We start from the raw sequence: 15,231 nt of genomic DNA, 5'->3' as shown, positions 1-15,231 counted from the left end.
AATCCGAGAGCTATTCTTACGAGTGTCACCTGGGTGCCGTTCTGAGCGCTCTTTGTGCGATGCTCTTCCGGTACCGAACAAAAAGCGCGCATATGGCTCCACTGCCCATCCCCACCCAGTAATAGAAAAAATCAGAGATGGAGCCGGGCCAGGTGAGCACCACCGCCGATAAGAAGACACCAAGTGCGCCAGTCATGCTGCCCGCAACGGCGCAAGTCAGCCATCCGGACATCATTCGCTCCGGCCATCTCCTCCAGACAATGCCAAACAGCAAGCCTGCCAAAATGGATGAGGGAAGCCCCAAAACGTAAGCAGCAGGCAGCGTTGTGATGAACGCCATAAGAGCACTCCATAGTTCTGCCAGGTCCGACACCAGCGAAAGTAAGACGAACAGGCTGCCGATCGGCGGGCCGACGATTGCGGAAAGGAACGCCACTCCCCAGTCAAGATATTTGGAAATCTTCATATAATTACCGACCACCAGTTCCGTTTTCATCGTCGAAATCGAAGGGCGCCCCCTATCCACGTCGGCGAGATGAAATAGATACAACCGACCAGCACATCGGATAGCTCAAGTATCGTCCCCTACAAATTTGATCGTCCAATGTGCAGGCTTGCCCATATTTTGGGGGCATATTACTAGACGGCCGTCTCGGGAGGTTCTCGCACGAAGCTCTGGCGACAGCGGACAAGAAGCGCGCAGACGGCTCCACTGTAAGTCGCCAATCCATAGTAGAGAGAGCCGGTCGTATAGTCGGGGAAGCCGAGCACGGCGGCCCATGACAAGGCAGCAAGCGCACCGATACCGCCGCCCGCGATGGCGCAAGTCAGCAAGTTGCGCACAATCCTCTCCGGCCCGATCTTCCGGACAATGCCGAACAGCAAGCCAGCCCCAAGGGATGGGACAAACGCAAGGCTGTAAAAGATCGGCAGAATGTAGGCGAAATTGAAAAAGGCTTGCCCGATATTTGCTATGTCCGCCAAATGTGACAGTTGGTCGGGATCTTTCACAACCTGCCAGAATAAGAATCCCAAGTCACAGACCGGCGGCCCGGCAATTCCGAAAACAAGGATAGCTCCCCAATCGAAATATCTGAAAATCTTCATCCGATTGCCGGCCATTGTTTCCCTTTGCAAACTCATGAAGTTTGGTCGAACGGGCAAACTCACAGGTGATATCCCGGCTTCTGCCGTGAAGCTGTCACAGCTTTGCAGGAGCAAGTTTCTTTTCGCTGACTTTCTTGCCATCGAAATCGAATTGCACCCTATCGGTGCTATCGCCTATGCCTTCGAGGATAAACGACGGATATCCTTTGCGCTGGATCAAATCGCCATCCTCGGCGCAGGTGCCGAACTGGTCCGTGGCGCGCAGGCCTTTGTCGTCGTAGGTCAGCCAGGTATACATCGCCGGGCAAGCATTTCCGCCCGTAAAGACCCGCAGCAACGCGCTGTCGGCATGTTTCGCGACCACATCGGGCAACGAGTCGCTGTCAAGCAGAACCTCCTTGTTCCCGCCGGCTTGAACGATCAGGCCATGACCGTTCGCATTGCCCTCGACGCCGTTTATTTCTATCGAAACCCTACCTTTCGGAAGGTCGAGCGACAGGAACGTCTCCTGAGCCTGACATGTCAACGGAAGCACGCAGAGGACAGAGGATAGCAAGTATATCAAACGCATGAAGAAGCTCTTTCATGAACAGAAGTTGGGAGAAGCGCATCCCGGTTCGACACGTTCCGGGCAAAGGAGGAGCCGATTGTATGAGAATGGATTGATGGAAGAGACCCCGTGCCGCTGGTCGAGACCGGGCATGGCGAACGCCAGTTACAAACCAGGCAAAACAGCACTTACCGGATAACCGCCCCACGGTTCCTTCGTCTCATGCACCGATTTTAGTATGATCAAGGAAGTGCGCCATCGCGAACCTTGAAGTACCAGCCCGTGACAGAGCCGTTTAAGCCACAATAGCTGCCGCCCTGCTGGATTTGTCCCCTATTGCCGGTCGCATCCACCCCTAACAACGGGCCGACCTTGGTCAGCGTGATCGCCTCGCTCTTTTCGCTATTCTCGACCTTGAAATCGAGGACATTGCCGATCGGCTTACCATTGCCCTCCGCCAGACATACCCAGTTCGCCCTGACCGGGTCGGCCGTCTTGACTGTTGCTTTCAAGGTTCCATCGGGGCTGCGTTCCACCCTGACAATTCCCTTGGTGTTGTACCAGGCACCCGTCATGCCATCACTGGAAGCCGTATCGATGGCGCCGAGGAAGCGGATGCGGTCGGTAAATAGGGCATGCAGCCGTTTTACTCTTTTGTTCGTCTCAGTCTCGCTTTCAGCCCATGCGTCGCGCACCTGGATGAAATATTTCTGGTCATTCGCAAAGGCTTCCTCGGCTGTTTGATCCAGCGTCTTGCCGATGGAACGATAAAGTTCGGCGATTTTCATATCATCCCGCGCCAGCGCCTCATCGGCGCAGATCGCTCTCTCGGCGAGCGACTTGGCTCCGGCGCAGTCAAAGGACGGCTTCGCCGCAAAGGCTGGCGCTACCGGCAAAACGGCCGCAACAAGCCCGACTTTGAGAAAATAACGCACGATCATGCAATTCCTGACTTCAACGTTTGCGCGATGATTTGAAAGCGGCCAAAAGGGAGAATTGATGTCGTCCTGATCTGCGGGACAAGTCCGTATCCAATAGCGCCGCCTCCCATCTTCCTAGAAAAATATAGTGCCCCGAGCGTTAGAGCCACTAGTACAGGTGCCCTACTTGAAGTTGCTGGCCCGGCCCGCAAATTCCTTTCCCCGAGGAAGCTTATGACCTGACTACTGTTGCAAGTATGCCGCATCTCAAGGCTTAGCTGAAAATTTCGCCGGGTTTGACTTGGCCTGCGCGCCCAACCGATCTAGGATTAATCATCATCAACACGGTTCTAGGGAGTTTTCGATGGCTAATTTTTCCAACTCCCCAGTGGCTTCCGCGACTATCGCCTGAAGCCGTCAGCGTTTTCCAACGCGACAGAACCTGATGGACTGGTGCTAACCCTCCCGTCGATCGTTCCCCACCAAACCATTTCGCGCGGTTTTGCGCGGAGATTCTTTTCCCTATGACGGAGCCGGCGAAAGCCGGATACATCAATGGCTCTTGGTTTCAAATCCCGCCGCGGCGGTGCTTTTCGCAGCGTTTTCCGTTTTTGCTGGGCTCACTGGAAGCAACAGCCGGGCCGCGCCTCCTTCATGCTGTTCACAGCGATGCTGTCGACGTTTGCGGATGTGCTTACGCCCTTGTTCTCCGGCCGGCTGGTCGATGCCGTGGTGTCCGGCCATGCCGGCGACGCCGCAACGTGGAACAACGCCGTCAACGCCTTTTGCTGGCTGATGGCACTGTCAGTCGGCGCCGTCATTCTGCGGCATGCCACGTTCACCGCCATTATCGGCTTCACGCTGAAGTCGATGTCGGAGATCGCGGCGAATTCCTTTTTCCATATCCAGCGTTTTTCGAGCGATTGGCACGCCAACAGCTTTGCCGGCTCCACCGTTCGCAAGGTGACGCGCGGCATGTGGGCGCTCGACCTGCTCAACGACACCGTCTTCGTCGCGCTGTTCCCATCACTGGTGATGCTCATCGGCTCGACCATTCTGATGACGTGGTACTGGCCGATGATGGGATTGCTGGTTGGCGCCGGATCCGTACTCTTTATCGCTTTCACGGCGACGATGGCTCTGCGCTATGTCGCGCCGATGGCCAGCATGGCCAATAGCTGGGATACACGCCTTGGCGGCGCGCTCGCCGATGCCGTGACCTGCAACGCCGTGGTCAAGGCCTTTGGCGCCGAGGACCGGGAAGACAAGCGTCTCGCCACGGTCATGCGCAAGTGGCGAGATCGCACCGCTCGCACCTGGACGCGGGGCACCCTGAACGGCACCTCGCAGAATGCGCTGCTTAGCCTGTTGCGCGGCTGCGTGCTGGGCCTTGCCCTTTGGCTGTGGGCCAACGGCAAGGCCAATGCAGGCGACATCACCTTCGTCCTGACTGCCTTTTTCATCCTTCAGGGATATCTGCGTGAAATCGGCATGCATATCCGCAACCTGCAGCGCTCGGTGAACGACATGGAGGAGCTTGTCACCATCCATGCGCAGCCCTTGGGCGTGGAGGACGTTCCCGGCGCGCCGGCTCTGCATGTGAAGGCCGGCATGATCACGTTCGATCATGTCACCTTCCATTATGGCAACCACCGTGCCCCGCTCTACAAGGACTTCTCGGTCACCATCAAACCGGGCGAGCGGGTCGGACTCGTCGGCCATTCCGGCTCCGGAAAGACGACCTTCATCAAGCTGATCCAGCGGCTGCATGACATCAACCACGGCACGGTCTCGATCGACGGGCAGGATATTTCCAAGGTGGCGCAGACCTCTCTTCGCCGCCAGATCGCCATCGTGCAGCAGGAACCCATCCTGTTTCACCGCTCGCTGGCGGAAAATATCGCCTATGCCAGGCCAACGGCCACGCAAGCGGAGATCAGGAGGGCTGCGCAGCTTGCCAGCGCCCACGATTTTATCGAAGCCCTGCCGAAAGGTTACGCGACGCTTGTCGGTGAACGCGGCATCAAGCTTTCCGGCGGCGAACGGCAACGCATCGCCATCGCCCGCGCTTTCCTTGCCGATGCGCCGATCCTGATCCTCGACGAGGCAACCTCGAGCCTCGATTCGGAATCGGAGATGCTGATCCAGCAGGCGATGGAGAGGCTGATGGAAGGACGCACGACACTCGTCGTCGCTCACAGACTGTCGACTGTGCGCGCGCTCGATCGACTGCTGGTCTTCGAACACGGACATATTGCCGAAGAAGGCACCCATGCCAGCCTCATTCGGCGCAAGAGCGGGATCTATCGCGGACTGTTCGAGCGCCAGGCGCTGGAGCTGACGAAGGGCATCGCGAGCGAAGGGCTGATCGGCGAATAACAATCTACAGGCAGGCCTACCCCGCGGAATCGGCTCGCCTCATCAGGCGAGGCAACCGCATCGCGCTGGCGATAGATGGATCCGCCGCTTGGCTTGTTTCGCCAGCAAACATCAGGCGCTGCCGCAATTTTGGGCGGCAACGCCCGGTGTTTGGTCAAAAATTTACCGTCCGATAAATTTTTGACCAAACGATAAATAATTTGCGACGATCAAAACAGAGAATCATTGATTTTATTAATCTTTTCGATCTGGCACGCAAACTGCTTTCAAGACACCGAACCAGGCTTTGGCCGCTCGCGACCTCAAGAGGAGAGCAAATATGGAAATCGGTGTCTTCATCCCGATCGGGAATAATGGTTGGCTGCTGTCGGAAAACGCGCCGCAGTACAAACCCAGCTTCGAGTTGAACAAGGAGATCACGCTAAAGGCGGAGAAGTATGGTCTCGACTTCGTGCTCTCGATGATCAAGCTGCGCGGCTTCGGCGGCAAGACGGAGTTCTGGGATCACAATCTCGAATCCTTCACGCTGATGTCGGGCCTCGCTGCCGTCACCACTCGCATCAAGCTGTTTGCGACCGCCGCCACTCTGGTGATGCCGCCAGCTATCGTCGCCCGCATGGCCTCGACGATCGACAGCATTTCGAATGGCCGCTTCGGTCTCAACCTCGTCACCGGCTGGCAGCGCCCGGAATATTCCCAAATGGGCATGTGGCCCGGCGACGAGTATTTCGCCAAGCGCTACGACTATCTCGGCGAATATGCCACCGTGCTGCGCGATCTCTGGGAAACCGGAAAGAGCGATCTCAAGGGCGAGTTCTTCCAGATGGACGATTGCCGTCTGTCGCCACGCCCCCAGGCCGACATGAAGGTGATCTGCGCAGGCTCCTCGACAGCCGGCATGGAGTTCTCGGCTCAGTATGCCGATTACAATTTCTGCTTCGGTGTCGGCGTCAATACGCCGAAGGCGTTTGCGCCTGCAGCCGAGCGCCTTCAGGTGGCAACCGCCAAGACCGGCCGCGACGTCTCGTCCTTCGTTCTCTTCATGGTGATCGCCGACGAGACCGATGAGGCCGCTCGTGCCAAATGGGAGAGCTACAAGGACGGTGCCGATCAGGAAGCGATTGCCTGGCTTGGGGTACAGGGAGCCGCCGATTCCAAGTCCGGCTCGGACACCAATATCCGCCAGATGGCCGACCCCGTCTCGGCCGTCAACATCAACATGGGAACACTGGTTGGCTCCTACGAAACCGTCGCCAAGCTGCTCGATGAAGTCCCGACCGTTCCCGGAACAGGCGGTGTCTTGCTGACCTTCGACGACTTCGTGAAAGGTGTCGAAGATTTCGGCACGAAGATCCAGCCGCTGATGAAATGCCGTCAACACATAAAGCCCTTGCTGGAGGCCGCCGAATGAGCGCCGTTACCGCCGCCGGATATCAGGCTCCTCAGGAACGCTCGCAGAGCGTCACCCTCCCCGCCCGACCCGAACCGATTACGCTGAAACCTAGCGAAACAGCAGTCGTTGTCGTCGACATGCAGAACGCCTATTCGACCGAAGGCGGCTATGTCGATCTCGCCGGCTTCGATATCGCGGGCGCCAAGGGCACGATCGCCAATATCAAGAAGACACTGGACGCAGCACGCGCCGCCGGTGTCCAGGTCATCTATTTCCAGAACGGCTGGGACAAAGAGTATGTGGAGGCTGGCGGCCCCGGCTCGCCGAACTACCACAAATCCAACGCCTTGAAGACCATGCGCCAGAGACCGGAGCTGCAGGGCCAGCTTCTCGCCAAGGGAACCTGGGACTACGCGATCGTCGACGAATTGCAGCCCCAACCCGGCGACATCCTGGTGCCGAAGACCCGCTATAGCGGTTTCTTCAACACCAATATGGACAGCGTGCTGCGCGCGCGCGGCATCCGCAACCTCGTCTTCGTCGGCATCGCCACCAATGTTTGCGTGGAGAGCTCGCTTCGCGACGCCTTCCATCTCGAATATTTCGGCGTGATGCTGGAGGATGCCACCCATCATCTCGGCCCCGATTTCATCCAGCAGGCGACCGTCTACAACGTCGAGAAATTCTTCGGCTGGGTCGCAACGGTCAACGACTTCTGCGCCACCGTCTCGCAAGCCGCTCCCAACGAAGCCTGATCCAATCATCAAAAGGAGACCCTCATGCCCAAGTCCATCATCGTGCCCGCAGGGACCCATAAGCCAATCGCACCATTTTCGCCCGGCACACTTGCCGATGGCATCGTCTATGTCTCCGGCACCCTGCCCTTCGACAAGAACAACGATGTCGTGCATGTCGGCGATGCCGGCGCCCAGACGCGCCATGTGCTCGAAACCATCAAATCGGTGATCGAGACGGCCGGGGGCACGATGGAAGACGTGACCATGAACCATATCTTCGTCACTGACTGGGCCAACTACCAGGCCGTCAACGCTGTCTATGCCGAATATTTCCCGGGTGACAAGCCGGCGCGCTACTGCATCCTGTGCGGGCTCGTGAAGCCGGACGCGCTGGTCGAGATCGCAACCGTCGCACATATCGGAAAGAAGTAGACGGCATGCATTTCGAGGTTCATGGGCTCGACCGCCCCGATGCGAAGACGATCATCCTGTCCTCCGGGCTCGGTGGATCAGGAAGCTATTGGGCGCCTCAGATCGAGGCGCTCGCGACCGATTTCCGGATCGTCACTTACGATCATCGCGGCACGGGGCGCACCGGCGACGATGTCCCGGATACGGGTGGTATCTCGGCCATGGCGGACGATGTGCTGGAGATCGCAGCCCGGCTGCAGCTCGATCGCTTCGACTTCATGGGTCACGCACTCGGCGGCCTGATCGGTCTCGACATCGCGCTGCGGCGTCCCGAGCTCATCGAGAAACTGATCCTCATCAACGCATGGAGCAAGGCCGATCCGCATTCCGGCCGCTGCTTCGATATCCGCATCGAGCTCTTGGAGCGATCGGGCGTCGAAGCCTTCGTCAAGGCGCAGCCCTTGTTTCTCTATCCGGCGGTCTGGATGTCGGAAAATGCCGAGCGCATGGCGGCTGACGAGCGCCATGGCGTCGCGCATTTCCAGGGCAAGGCGAATGTTCTCAAACGGATCGCCGCGTTGCGGGCGTTCGATATCGACGACAGGCTCTCCGAGATCCGCGTCCCGACGCTGGTCGTCGGCACGCGCGACGATCTCCTCGTGCCCTACACACGCTCTGTCCGGCTTGCCGAGGGCTTGCCAGCAGCCGAGCTTGCCCTTTCCGACTTTGGCGCCCATGCGGTGAACGTCGTCGAGCCCGAGGAATTCAACAATAAAGTGCTGCGCTTTCTGCGCGCGAGATCGGAAGTCCGATAAGGAGCCTGACATGCAAGCCTCATCCCTGACGGACGCCGCGCCAGCTAGCCTCTCCCTCGACGAGAGGAAGCAGGAATACCGCAACGCCATGGCGCGGCTCGGAGCCGCCGTCAACATCGTGACCACCGACGGCCCGGGCGGGCTTGCGGGTTTTGCGGCAACAGCAGTGTGCAGCGTGACCGATAGCCCGCCGACCTTGCTGGTCTGCCTCAATCGCGGCTCCTCCGCCTATCCGGCCGTCAACGCCAACCGGGTACTTTGCGTCAATACGCTGGAGCGTGGCCATGAGGACCTTAGTCGGCTTTTTGGCGGCAAAACGCCTGTGCACGAGCGTTTCGAGGGTGCCAGTTGGTCCCTCCTTGAAACTGGGGCGCCAGTGCTCGACGACGCGTTGATCTCGTTCGACTGCAGGGTCAAAACCATCTCGGACGGCGGCACCCATGACATCCTGATCTGCGACGTCGTCGCCATCCGCGAGAACGAGGGTGGACAGGCCCTCATCTATTTCGACCGGCGGTATCACTCCATCTAGACCCAAGTGACGTCACCAAGACGTGCTGATTTCCGTCAGCCCCAGCCGCTGACAGACTTCGTCTCCAGATATTCCTCGATGCCCCAGATGCCGCCTTCCCGGCCGTTGCCGGATTGTTTGACCCCGCCGAAAGGACTGCCGGAGGCTCTGGATGCGCCGTTGATCTGCACCATTCCAGACCTGATCGCGCGAGCCACCCGGCGTGCCCGCGCGAGATCCTTCGACTGAACCTGCGCGTTGAGGCCGTAAGGCGTGTCGTTCGCGATGCGGATGGCTTCCGCCTCACTGTCGAAGGGTATGATGCACAGCACGGGGCCGAATATTTCTTCGCGGGCGATCGTCATGCCATTGTCGACGTCGGCAAAGACCGTCGGGCGGACATAAGCGCCAACAGCAAGCCCCTCCGGTCGACCGGGACCACCGGCCGCAAGCCGCGCGCCCTCGGCAATGCCTGCCTGGATCAGCGTCTGGATCTTGTCGAACTGCTTCATCGAGATGACCGGCCCAATATGCGGCCCTTCAGCGCCTGGCGCTCCGACGGCAAGATCATTGGCCACTTGCACGGCAATCGCCACCGCCTTTTCGTAGATCGGCCGCTCGACAAGCATTCTCGTCGGCGCGTTGCAGGATTGGCCGGCGTTCGAGAAGCAGGCTCTCGCACCGCGCGTGATCGTTTCCTCGATATCAACATCGGCAAAGACGACGTTCGGCGACTTGCCGCCGAGCTCCAGCGTCACGCGCTTGACCGTCTCGGCCGCCCGCTTCATGACGGCGACGCCGGCACGCGTCGAGCCGGTGAAGCTGACCATGTCGATGCCGGGATGACCCGAGATCGCCTCCCCGACGGTGGCGCCGTCGCCATTCACGAGATTGAACACGCCGGCGGGATAGCCCGCCTCATCGATCATCTCCGCAAACAGCATGGCGGAAAGCGGGGCGATTTCGGAGGGCTTGAGGACGACGGTGCATCCCGCTAGCAAGGCCGGCACGACCTTCAGCGTGATCTGGTTGATCGGCCAGTTCCATGGCGTGATCAGCCCGCAGACGCCGGTCGGCTCGTGCAAGATCTGATCGCCGGAACCGTCGGTGCGCATGGCATGCTCGAACTGATACTCCTTCGCCGCAGCAAGAAAATTGCCGATCTGGCTACGGCCGGCATCGGCTTGCGACTGGCGCGCAAAGGTGATCGGCGCACCCATTTCGAGCGAGATTGCCTGTGCCATCTCCTCGGAACGCGCCGCATAGATCTGTTGCAGCCGTTCGAGCAGCCCTACCCGCCGTTTGAAATCCGTCAGGCTCCAGCCTTCGAAGGCACGACGCGCGGCCGCGACCGCCCTGTCGACATCATCGGCGCTTCCGAGCGAAATGGTCGCGGAAATCGTTCCGTCCGACGGCGAGACGATATCGTAGAGGTGGGGCCGTGCGGGCTGAACCCAGGCGCCGTCGATATAGAAGTCGGTCTTCTGCATGGGAATGATACCTCGATTTCCGCCGCTCACTGCCAGCGGGAGCGGAGACGATTGATAGGCCCGCGCAACAGCGGTACGAGAGTCGACAAAAGAGGAGCGGTCGGAAGGCTTTTCAGCTCCGAAATCTCCATGGGCAGATCCCGCGCCGCCATTCCGCAGCCCGCTTCGCCCAGCACTTCACCGAGCGCGGTTGCCGTCGGCACGCCGCGTCCGGAATAGCCGACGAGCGCGAAAAGACCCTCGGCTGGATTGTAGAGATGCGGTGTGCGATCCAGGTTGATCGCAATCTTGCCCGACCAGTGGTGGCGCCACTTCAACTCATGGAGTTGCGGAAACAGATTTTTCATCCGTTTTGCCATGAAGGCCGTCGTCTTTTCGAAATTGGTTCCCAATACCGGCTCCACGAGCCCGCCAAGAACAAGACGATTTTGCCTGTCGAAGCGGAAATAGCGCACGTCGGGGCGCGCATCGCCGACGCTCTGGTTACCCGGAAGGATCGTTTTTCTGAGTTCGGGATCAATCGGCTCGCTGGCGATCGCGTAGGACGACATCAGGAAGAAGGACCGCCCGAGTGGCGCAAACAGCCCCTCCGTATAGGCGTTGGTGGCGATGCCGACGCGCTTTGCCCGCACCCTGCCTGCTGGGCAGTTCACCACCCACACGTCACCACTGCGCTCGATCGATGTTACCGGCGAGTGCGTATAGATCTCCGCACCCTCACCTATCGCCGCAGCGGCAAGGCCACGGACGAAGGCGAGCGGATTGAGATGCCCGCCATCCGGATGCATCCAGCCGCCGTGAAAGCTCTCGGAACCGGTCATCGCCACCGCCTGGGCGCGGTCGAGCAGAACCGGATTCTTTCCCAGGCGCTTGTAGAAGGCATGCTGGCGGGCTGAGATAGAGGTTGCCTCGGGACTATGCGCAAGCTGCAACGCGCCCGTCTGTTCCGCCTCGCAGTCGATGCCGTATTCGCGCACCAGCGAAAAAACCTTCGCGGCGGAATCGGCCACGATCCGCGTGAAGCGGTCTCCGCGCTCCTTGCCCAATGTCGCAACCGCTTTCTCGGGATTGATGAAGCCGAGAACCGGGACGCAGTGGCCGTGATTGCGGCCGGAACCACCGTGACCTACACCATTCGCCTCGACCACGATCGTCCGGACACCGCGCTTGGCAGCATGGATGGCGGCACTCAGACCAGTGTAACCGGCACCGATCACGACGAAATCGGCGTCATGGTCACCCTGCAGACGTTCCGTTGCAGGCGGCGGCGGCGCCGTGTCTTCGTACAGGCTTCCGATCTTGGTCATAGCGTGCTTTCGTCACTTTGCGGAAAGGCGGAGCGGCGAGGAAGTCCGCTCGATACCATTGTGCTTGTTCCATATGCCGGCGCGCGCGGAGGCGAGGTCGCCCAGAGCGTCCGTCAGACGATCGCTCCACTCCGACCGGCCTTCCAGGGTTGCTAGAAGATCGTTGGTGACTTCGAGCCCACAGGCGGGAATGCCGGTGCTCCAGCTGTGATAGTCGATGGTGAAGGTGCCGCCGATCCCGGAATAGGGCTGGTTGTCGCCGAGCTTCAGGTCGCCGCGTTGCGCAAGGGCTGCGATCAGCGCATCGGACAGGACATTGCTCTCGTGCCATATGGTGCCTGCATCCCAGGGGCGAAGCTCTTGTCCCAGCCTGCGCGTACAGCTGTGCAGGGAGACGATGAAAGGATGCCGTTCGCGGGCGACGAGGTTCGTCAGCGCTTCGCTCACCGCCGCATGATAGGGCCAGAAATAGGTTTCAACGCGCTGCGCCTTCTCCGCCTCGGTGACAGCGGAGTTTCCCGGAACGACGATCCCGTCACTCTCCGCAAGGATGAGCCTCGGATCCTCGATCCAGCGATTGCAGTCAAGCAGTAGTCGTGAATAGCGGGTCAGGACAGCGGTCGCATCCAGCCTCTGGCAAAGCGTCCGGACGACGTCGGCAATGCCGATATCGATCCCGACATGCTTGTTGAGATCCGCCTCGCTCAAACCGAGATTCCGGTACGTTGCGGGCACTTCGCTGCTTGCATGATCGCAGACGATAAGGCCCGGAAACGAACCGCCGGGATTAAGCACTTCAAAGCTGCACTCTGTTGGCGCCGCATCGTCAGGTTTTCTTGTCATCGTTTACTTCTGTCTGGTGTATTTGCATTTCGCCCTTGCGGCGCAGGGCTTCGATCGTCGCAAGCCGCTCGCGGATCTTGTCGGGGCTGCGCTTCACAAGGGAGGCGATGATCGCTTCGCATTGCGCGAAGGCCACGACCTTGGAATCATAGGCCGACAGCGTCTCGACCGGCGAGACCAGCACATGGTCGGCAAAATTGCTGATGGGAGACATCCAGCGATCGGTGAACAGGACGATGCGCGCCCGCGCTTCCTTGGCAAGCCGGGCAAACTCGACGACATCGCTCTGATAGCGGCGATAGTCGAAAACGATCAGCGTCGTCTGGCTGTTGAAATCGATGACACGATCGAAAAGCCGCGCGGAAAGCGTCTCGATGAAGGAGACACCGGGGCGAAGCTGGCTGAGATGCATCCAGAGCCTCTGCGCGAGAACCGAACTGAAGCGTCCGCCGATACAATAAACGGCGAGCCGCTCGTCGCTGAGGAGATCAAGGAGCGCATCGAAATCCTGCTTGCGATACGCCGCCGCGGTCTGGCGCAGCGCGTCCGCCAGATTGTGCATGATGCTGACATAGATATCGTCGGAGCCTGCGGCGGCGGTACGGGTGTCGAGCATGGATAGCGGTGAATTCAGCTGTTCACTGACGTCCTCGATCAGGTCTTTCTGGAACGCCGCATAACCGCCGTACCCCAGCTTGGTGACGAGACGAAGGATTGTCGGAACGCTGACGCCGGCGCGCGATGCAAATCCGGCAACCGTACCCAGACCGGCAGCCGGATAATTGCCGAGCAACGCCCTGACGGCTTTTTTCTCAGCCGACGTCAGCTTCACTTCGTTACCGCTGAGAATATCCTTGATTGTCACGCTCGCCTCATTTTCTTTTAGAATATGATAGATTTTCGCATCGTCAATCAATTTTGATATTATTTGCTACAGAAATCCGTTGACGATGATGCAAACTCTCTTACTATAATCGCAAAATATAGGAAAATATCCATCAGCGCGGACCCGTCCGCCATGGTGCAGATATCTCCGCAAAAAGGGGAATGCGAAATGCAGAAATTCAGAATTTACGCCATATTGGCGGCCGGGCTGCTTGCCAGTTCAGTCTTGCCCGCGCATTCCGCGACATTGCGTTTCGGCGCGCAGGGGGACGTCACTTCCTTCGATCCCTACGTCATCGACGAGACCTTCAGCTCGGGCTTTCTCGGCAATGTCTACGAAGGTCTGGTGCGGCGCGCGGCCGACCTGTCGATCAAGCCCGCTCTGGCCGAAAGCTGGGAAACGCTTTCGCCGACCCATTGGCGGTTCCATCTCCGCAAGGGCGTGAAGTTCCACGACGGCAGCCCGTTTACCGCCGATGACGTCCTGTTCTCCGCCGAACGCCTCCGTGCCCCCGGTTCGGATTTCAAGAACCGCCTTTCGCCGGATACCAAAGTCATCAAGGTGGACGACTACACCGTCGATTTCGTCACCGACGCGCCGAACCCGATCATCTATTACCAGTGGGGCAACTGGTACATGATGTCGAAGGCATGGGCCGAGAAGCACAATGACCACGGCCCGCAAAAGGCCGGCGGCGAGGAAAGCTTCGCAACCCTGAACGAGAATGGCACCGGAGCATTCAAGCTCACCTCGCGCGAACCGGGCATCAAGACGGTGCTGGTTGCCAATCCCGACTGGTGGGGAGCATCATCCCGTCAGGATAACGTGACGGATGTTATCTTCACCCCGATCCCGAATTCGGCGACGCGCGTCGCGGCGCTGCTTTCCGGCCAGCTGGACATGATCACGCCGGTTCCGCTCCAGGATATCGACCGCATCAAGGCCAATCCCGGCACCACGGTGATCACCGGTCCGGAACTGCGCACGGTCTATATCTTCATGGACCAATTCCGTCCCGAACTTCTCTATTCCAACATCAAGGGCAAGAACCCACTCAAGGATCATCGCGTGCGCGAGGCGCTGTACCGCGCCATCGACATCGAGGCATTGAAGAGCAAGGTCATGCGCGGCATGTCCACCCCGACGGCCCTGATGGTTGCACCCGGCATCAACGGTTCGGATCCCAGCTTCAAGCGCATCCCTTACGATCCCGCGAAGGCGAAGGCGCTTCTCGCCGAGGCGGGTTATCCTGATGGCTTCGAGATCGGACTGGATTGCCCGAACGACCGTTACGTGAACGACGAAGCGATCTGCGTCGCTGTCGGCAACATGTTCGCGAAGGTCGGCGTCAAGGTGAAGGTCAATGCGCAGACCAAGACGAAATTCTTCGAAAAAGTTCTGGCGCCCAAGCTCGACTTCAGCCTCGGCCTCATCGGCTCGACACCTCCGAGCTTCGACAGCTGGGCGCCGATCAATTCGCTGCATCAGTGCCCGCGCGTATCTCCATCCTCCGAGGTTTGGGCCGAGGGCGAACGCGACAAGGTGACGAACGGCAAGTCGAACTATGGCGGCTATTGCAATCCCGAGGTCGACAAGCTCGCCGATCAGATTCTTAAAGAGACGGACCAGACGAAGCGTAACGACCTTATCAAACAGGTCTGGACGATCACGACCGGCGACATCGCCTATCTGCCGCTGCATCAGCAATGGCTCGCCTGGGGTGTGCGGGACGGCATCGAGATCAAGCAGCGCGCCGACGATGTCTTTGACTGGCGTTACGTCAAGATCACCAAATAATGCCTCAAAGCTTCCGCCCGGATTTTTATCTCGGGCGGAAGCCGCCGCCTGATTTGCTTCCCATTCCGCCGGACCACAGGCAAGG

15 protein-coding genes are annotated in these 15,231 nt (G+C 59.3%); 7 read left to right on the top strand and 8 right to left on the bottom strand.

The features are described 5' to 3' along the window. Nucleotides 1-25: 25 nt before the first annotated feature. The 4 genes from AC1RO0_RS14925 to AC1RO0_RS14910 all read right to left on the bottom strand — a co-directional run bounded on the left by AC1RO0_RS14925 (nucleotide 26) and on the right by AC1RO0_RS14910 (nucleotide 2,592). Nucleotides 26-496 (bottom strand): hypothetical protein, encoded by a 471-nt coding sequence (locus AC1RO0_RS14925; protein ID WP_498593669.1) that lies wholly within the window; start codon nucleotides 494-496, stop codon nucleotides 26-28. A 143-nt stretch (nucleotides 497-639) separates the two neighbouring features. Further along, nucleotides 640-1,170: a hypothetical protein gene (locus AC1RO0_RS14920; RefSeq protein WP_498593668.1), complete on the bottom strand. Its 531-nt coding sequence runs from the start codon at nucleotides 1,168-1,170 to the stop codon at nucleotides 640-642. A 31-nt stretch (nucleotides 1,171-1,201) separates the two neighbouring features. Then, nucleotides 1,202-1,678, bottom strand: a complete 477-nt coding sequence (locus AC1RO0_RS14915) for a hypothetical protein (protein WP_498593667.1) — start codon at nucleotides 1,676-1,678, stop codon at nucleotides 1,202-1,204. A 221-nt stretch (nucleotides 1,679-1,899) separates the two neighbouring features. Next, entirely contained in the window at nucleotides 1,900-2,592 is a 693-nt protein-coding gene (locus AC1RO0_RS14910; RefSeq protein ID WP_498593666.1) for a lysozyme inhibitor LprI family protein, read from the bottom strand. Between the two features lie 540 nt (nucleotides 2,593-3,132). Here AC1RO0_RS14910 and AC1RO0_RS14905 point away from each other — a divergent pair. From AC1RO0_RS14905 to rutF, 6 genes are all read left to right on the top strand, one after another. Continuing rightward, nucleotides 3,133-4,956, top strand: a complete 1,824-nt coding sequence (locus tag AC1RO0_RS14905; RefSeq protein WP_498593665.1) for an ABC transporter ATP-binding protein — start codon at nucleotides 3,133-3,135, stop codon at nucleotides 4,954-4,956. A gap of 319 nt (nucleotides 4,957-5,275) precedes the next feature. Next, on the top strand, nucleotides 5,276-6,367 hold the full coding sequence (gene rutA, locus AC1RO0_RS14900; RefSeq protein ID WP_498593664.1) for a pyrimidine utilization protein A: 1,092 nt from the start codon (nucleotides 5,276-5,278) through the stop codon (nucleotides 6,365-6,367). Next, the gene (gene rutB / locus AC1RO0_RS14895) at nucleotides 6,364-7,104 is read left to right on the top strand and encodes a pyrimidine utilization protein B (RefSeq protein WP_498593663.1); all 741 of its coding nucleotides are present in this window, start codon (nucleotides 6,364-6,366) and stop codon (nucleotides 7,102-7,104) included. The genes rutA and rutB overlap by 4 nt, the downstream gene beginning before the upstream one ends. Before the next feature lie 24 nt (nucleotides 7,105-7,128). After that, on the top strand, nucleotides 7,129-7,518 hold the full coding sequence (rutC, locus tag AC1RO0_RS14890) for a pyrimidine utilization protein C (protein WP_007688838.1): 390 nt from the start codon (nucleotides 7,129-7,131) through the stop codon (nucleotides 7,516-7,518). 5 nt (nucleotides 7,519-7,523) lie between these two features. After that, nucleotides 7,524-8,312, top strand: a complete 789-nt coding sequence (gene rutD, locus AC1RO0_RS14885) for a pyrimidine utilization protein D (RefSeq protein WP_498593662.1) — start codon at nucleotides 7,524-7,526, stop codon at nucleotides 8,310-8,312. A 10-nt stretch (nucleotides 8,313-8,322) separates the two neighbouring features. After that, nucleotides 8,323-8,844 (top strand): NADH-dependent FMN reductase RutF, encoded by a 522-nt coding sequence (gene rutF / locus AC1RO0_RS14880; protein ID WP_498593661.1) that lies wholly within the window; start codon nucleotides 8,323-8,325, stop codon nucleotides 8,842-8,844. Between the two features lie 35 nt (nucleotides 8,845-8,879). Here the strand turns inward: rutF and AC1RO0_RS14875 are convergent, their stop codons facing one another. The 4 genes from AC1RO0_RS14875 to AC1RO0_RS14860 are packed head-to-tail and all read right to left on the bottom strand — an operon-like array spanning nucleotide 8,880 to nucleotide 13,328. Further along, nucleotides 8,880-10,313, bottom strand: a complete 1,434-nt coding sequence (locus AC1RO0_RS14875; protein ID WP_498593660.1) for an aldehyde dehydrogenase family protein — start codon at nucleotides 10,311-10,313, stop codon at nucleotides 8,880-8,882. A 26-nt stretch (nucleotides 10,314-10,339) separates the two neighbouring features. Continuing rightward, nucleotides 10,340-11,620, bottom strand: a complete 1,281-nt coding sequence (locus AC1RO0_RS14870) for an NAD(P)/FAD-dependent oxidoreductase (RefSeq protein WP_498593659.1) — start codon at nucleotides 11,618-11,620, stop codon at nucleotides 10,340-10,342. A gap of 12 nt (nucleotides 11,621-11,632) precedes the next feature. Further along, complete coding sequence (locus AC1RO0_RS14865; RefSeq protein ID WP_498593658.1) at nucleotides 11,633-12,463, bottom strand: N-formylglutamate amidohydrolase; 831 nt, start codon at nucleotides 12,461-12,463, stop codon at nucleotides 11,633-11,635. After that, nucleotides 12,447-13,328, bottom strand: a complete 882-nt coding sequence (locus AC1RO0_RS14860) for a MurR/RpiR family transcriptional regulator (RefSeq protein ID WP_498593657.1) — start codon at nucleotides 13,326-13,328, stop codon at nucleotides 12,447-12,449. Before AC1RO0_RS14860 ends, AC1RO0_RS14865 begins: the two co-directional genes overlap by 17 nt. A gap of 189 nt (nucleotides 13,329-13,517) precedes the next feature. Here AC1RO0_RS14860 and AC1RO0_RS14855 point away from each other — a divergent pair, with 189 nt between their 5' ends. Next, on the top strand, nucleotides 13,518-15,146 hold the full coding sequence (locus AC1RO0_RS14855; protein WP_498593656.1) for an ABC transporter substrate-binding protein: 1,629 nt from the start codon (nucleotides 13,518-13,520) through the stop codon (nucleotides 15,144-15,146). Nucleotides 15,147-15,231: the final 85 nt, after the last annotated feature.

It is taken from the genome of Rhizobium sp. GW821-FHT14E12, assembly GCF_058803745.1.
The sequence above is the reverse complement of the archived record's forward strand: the minus strand, read 5'-3'. Positions and strand labels throughout refer to the sequence as shown.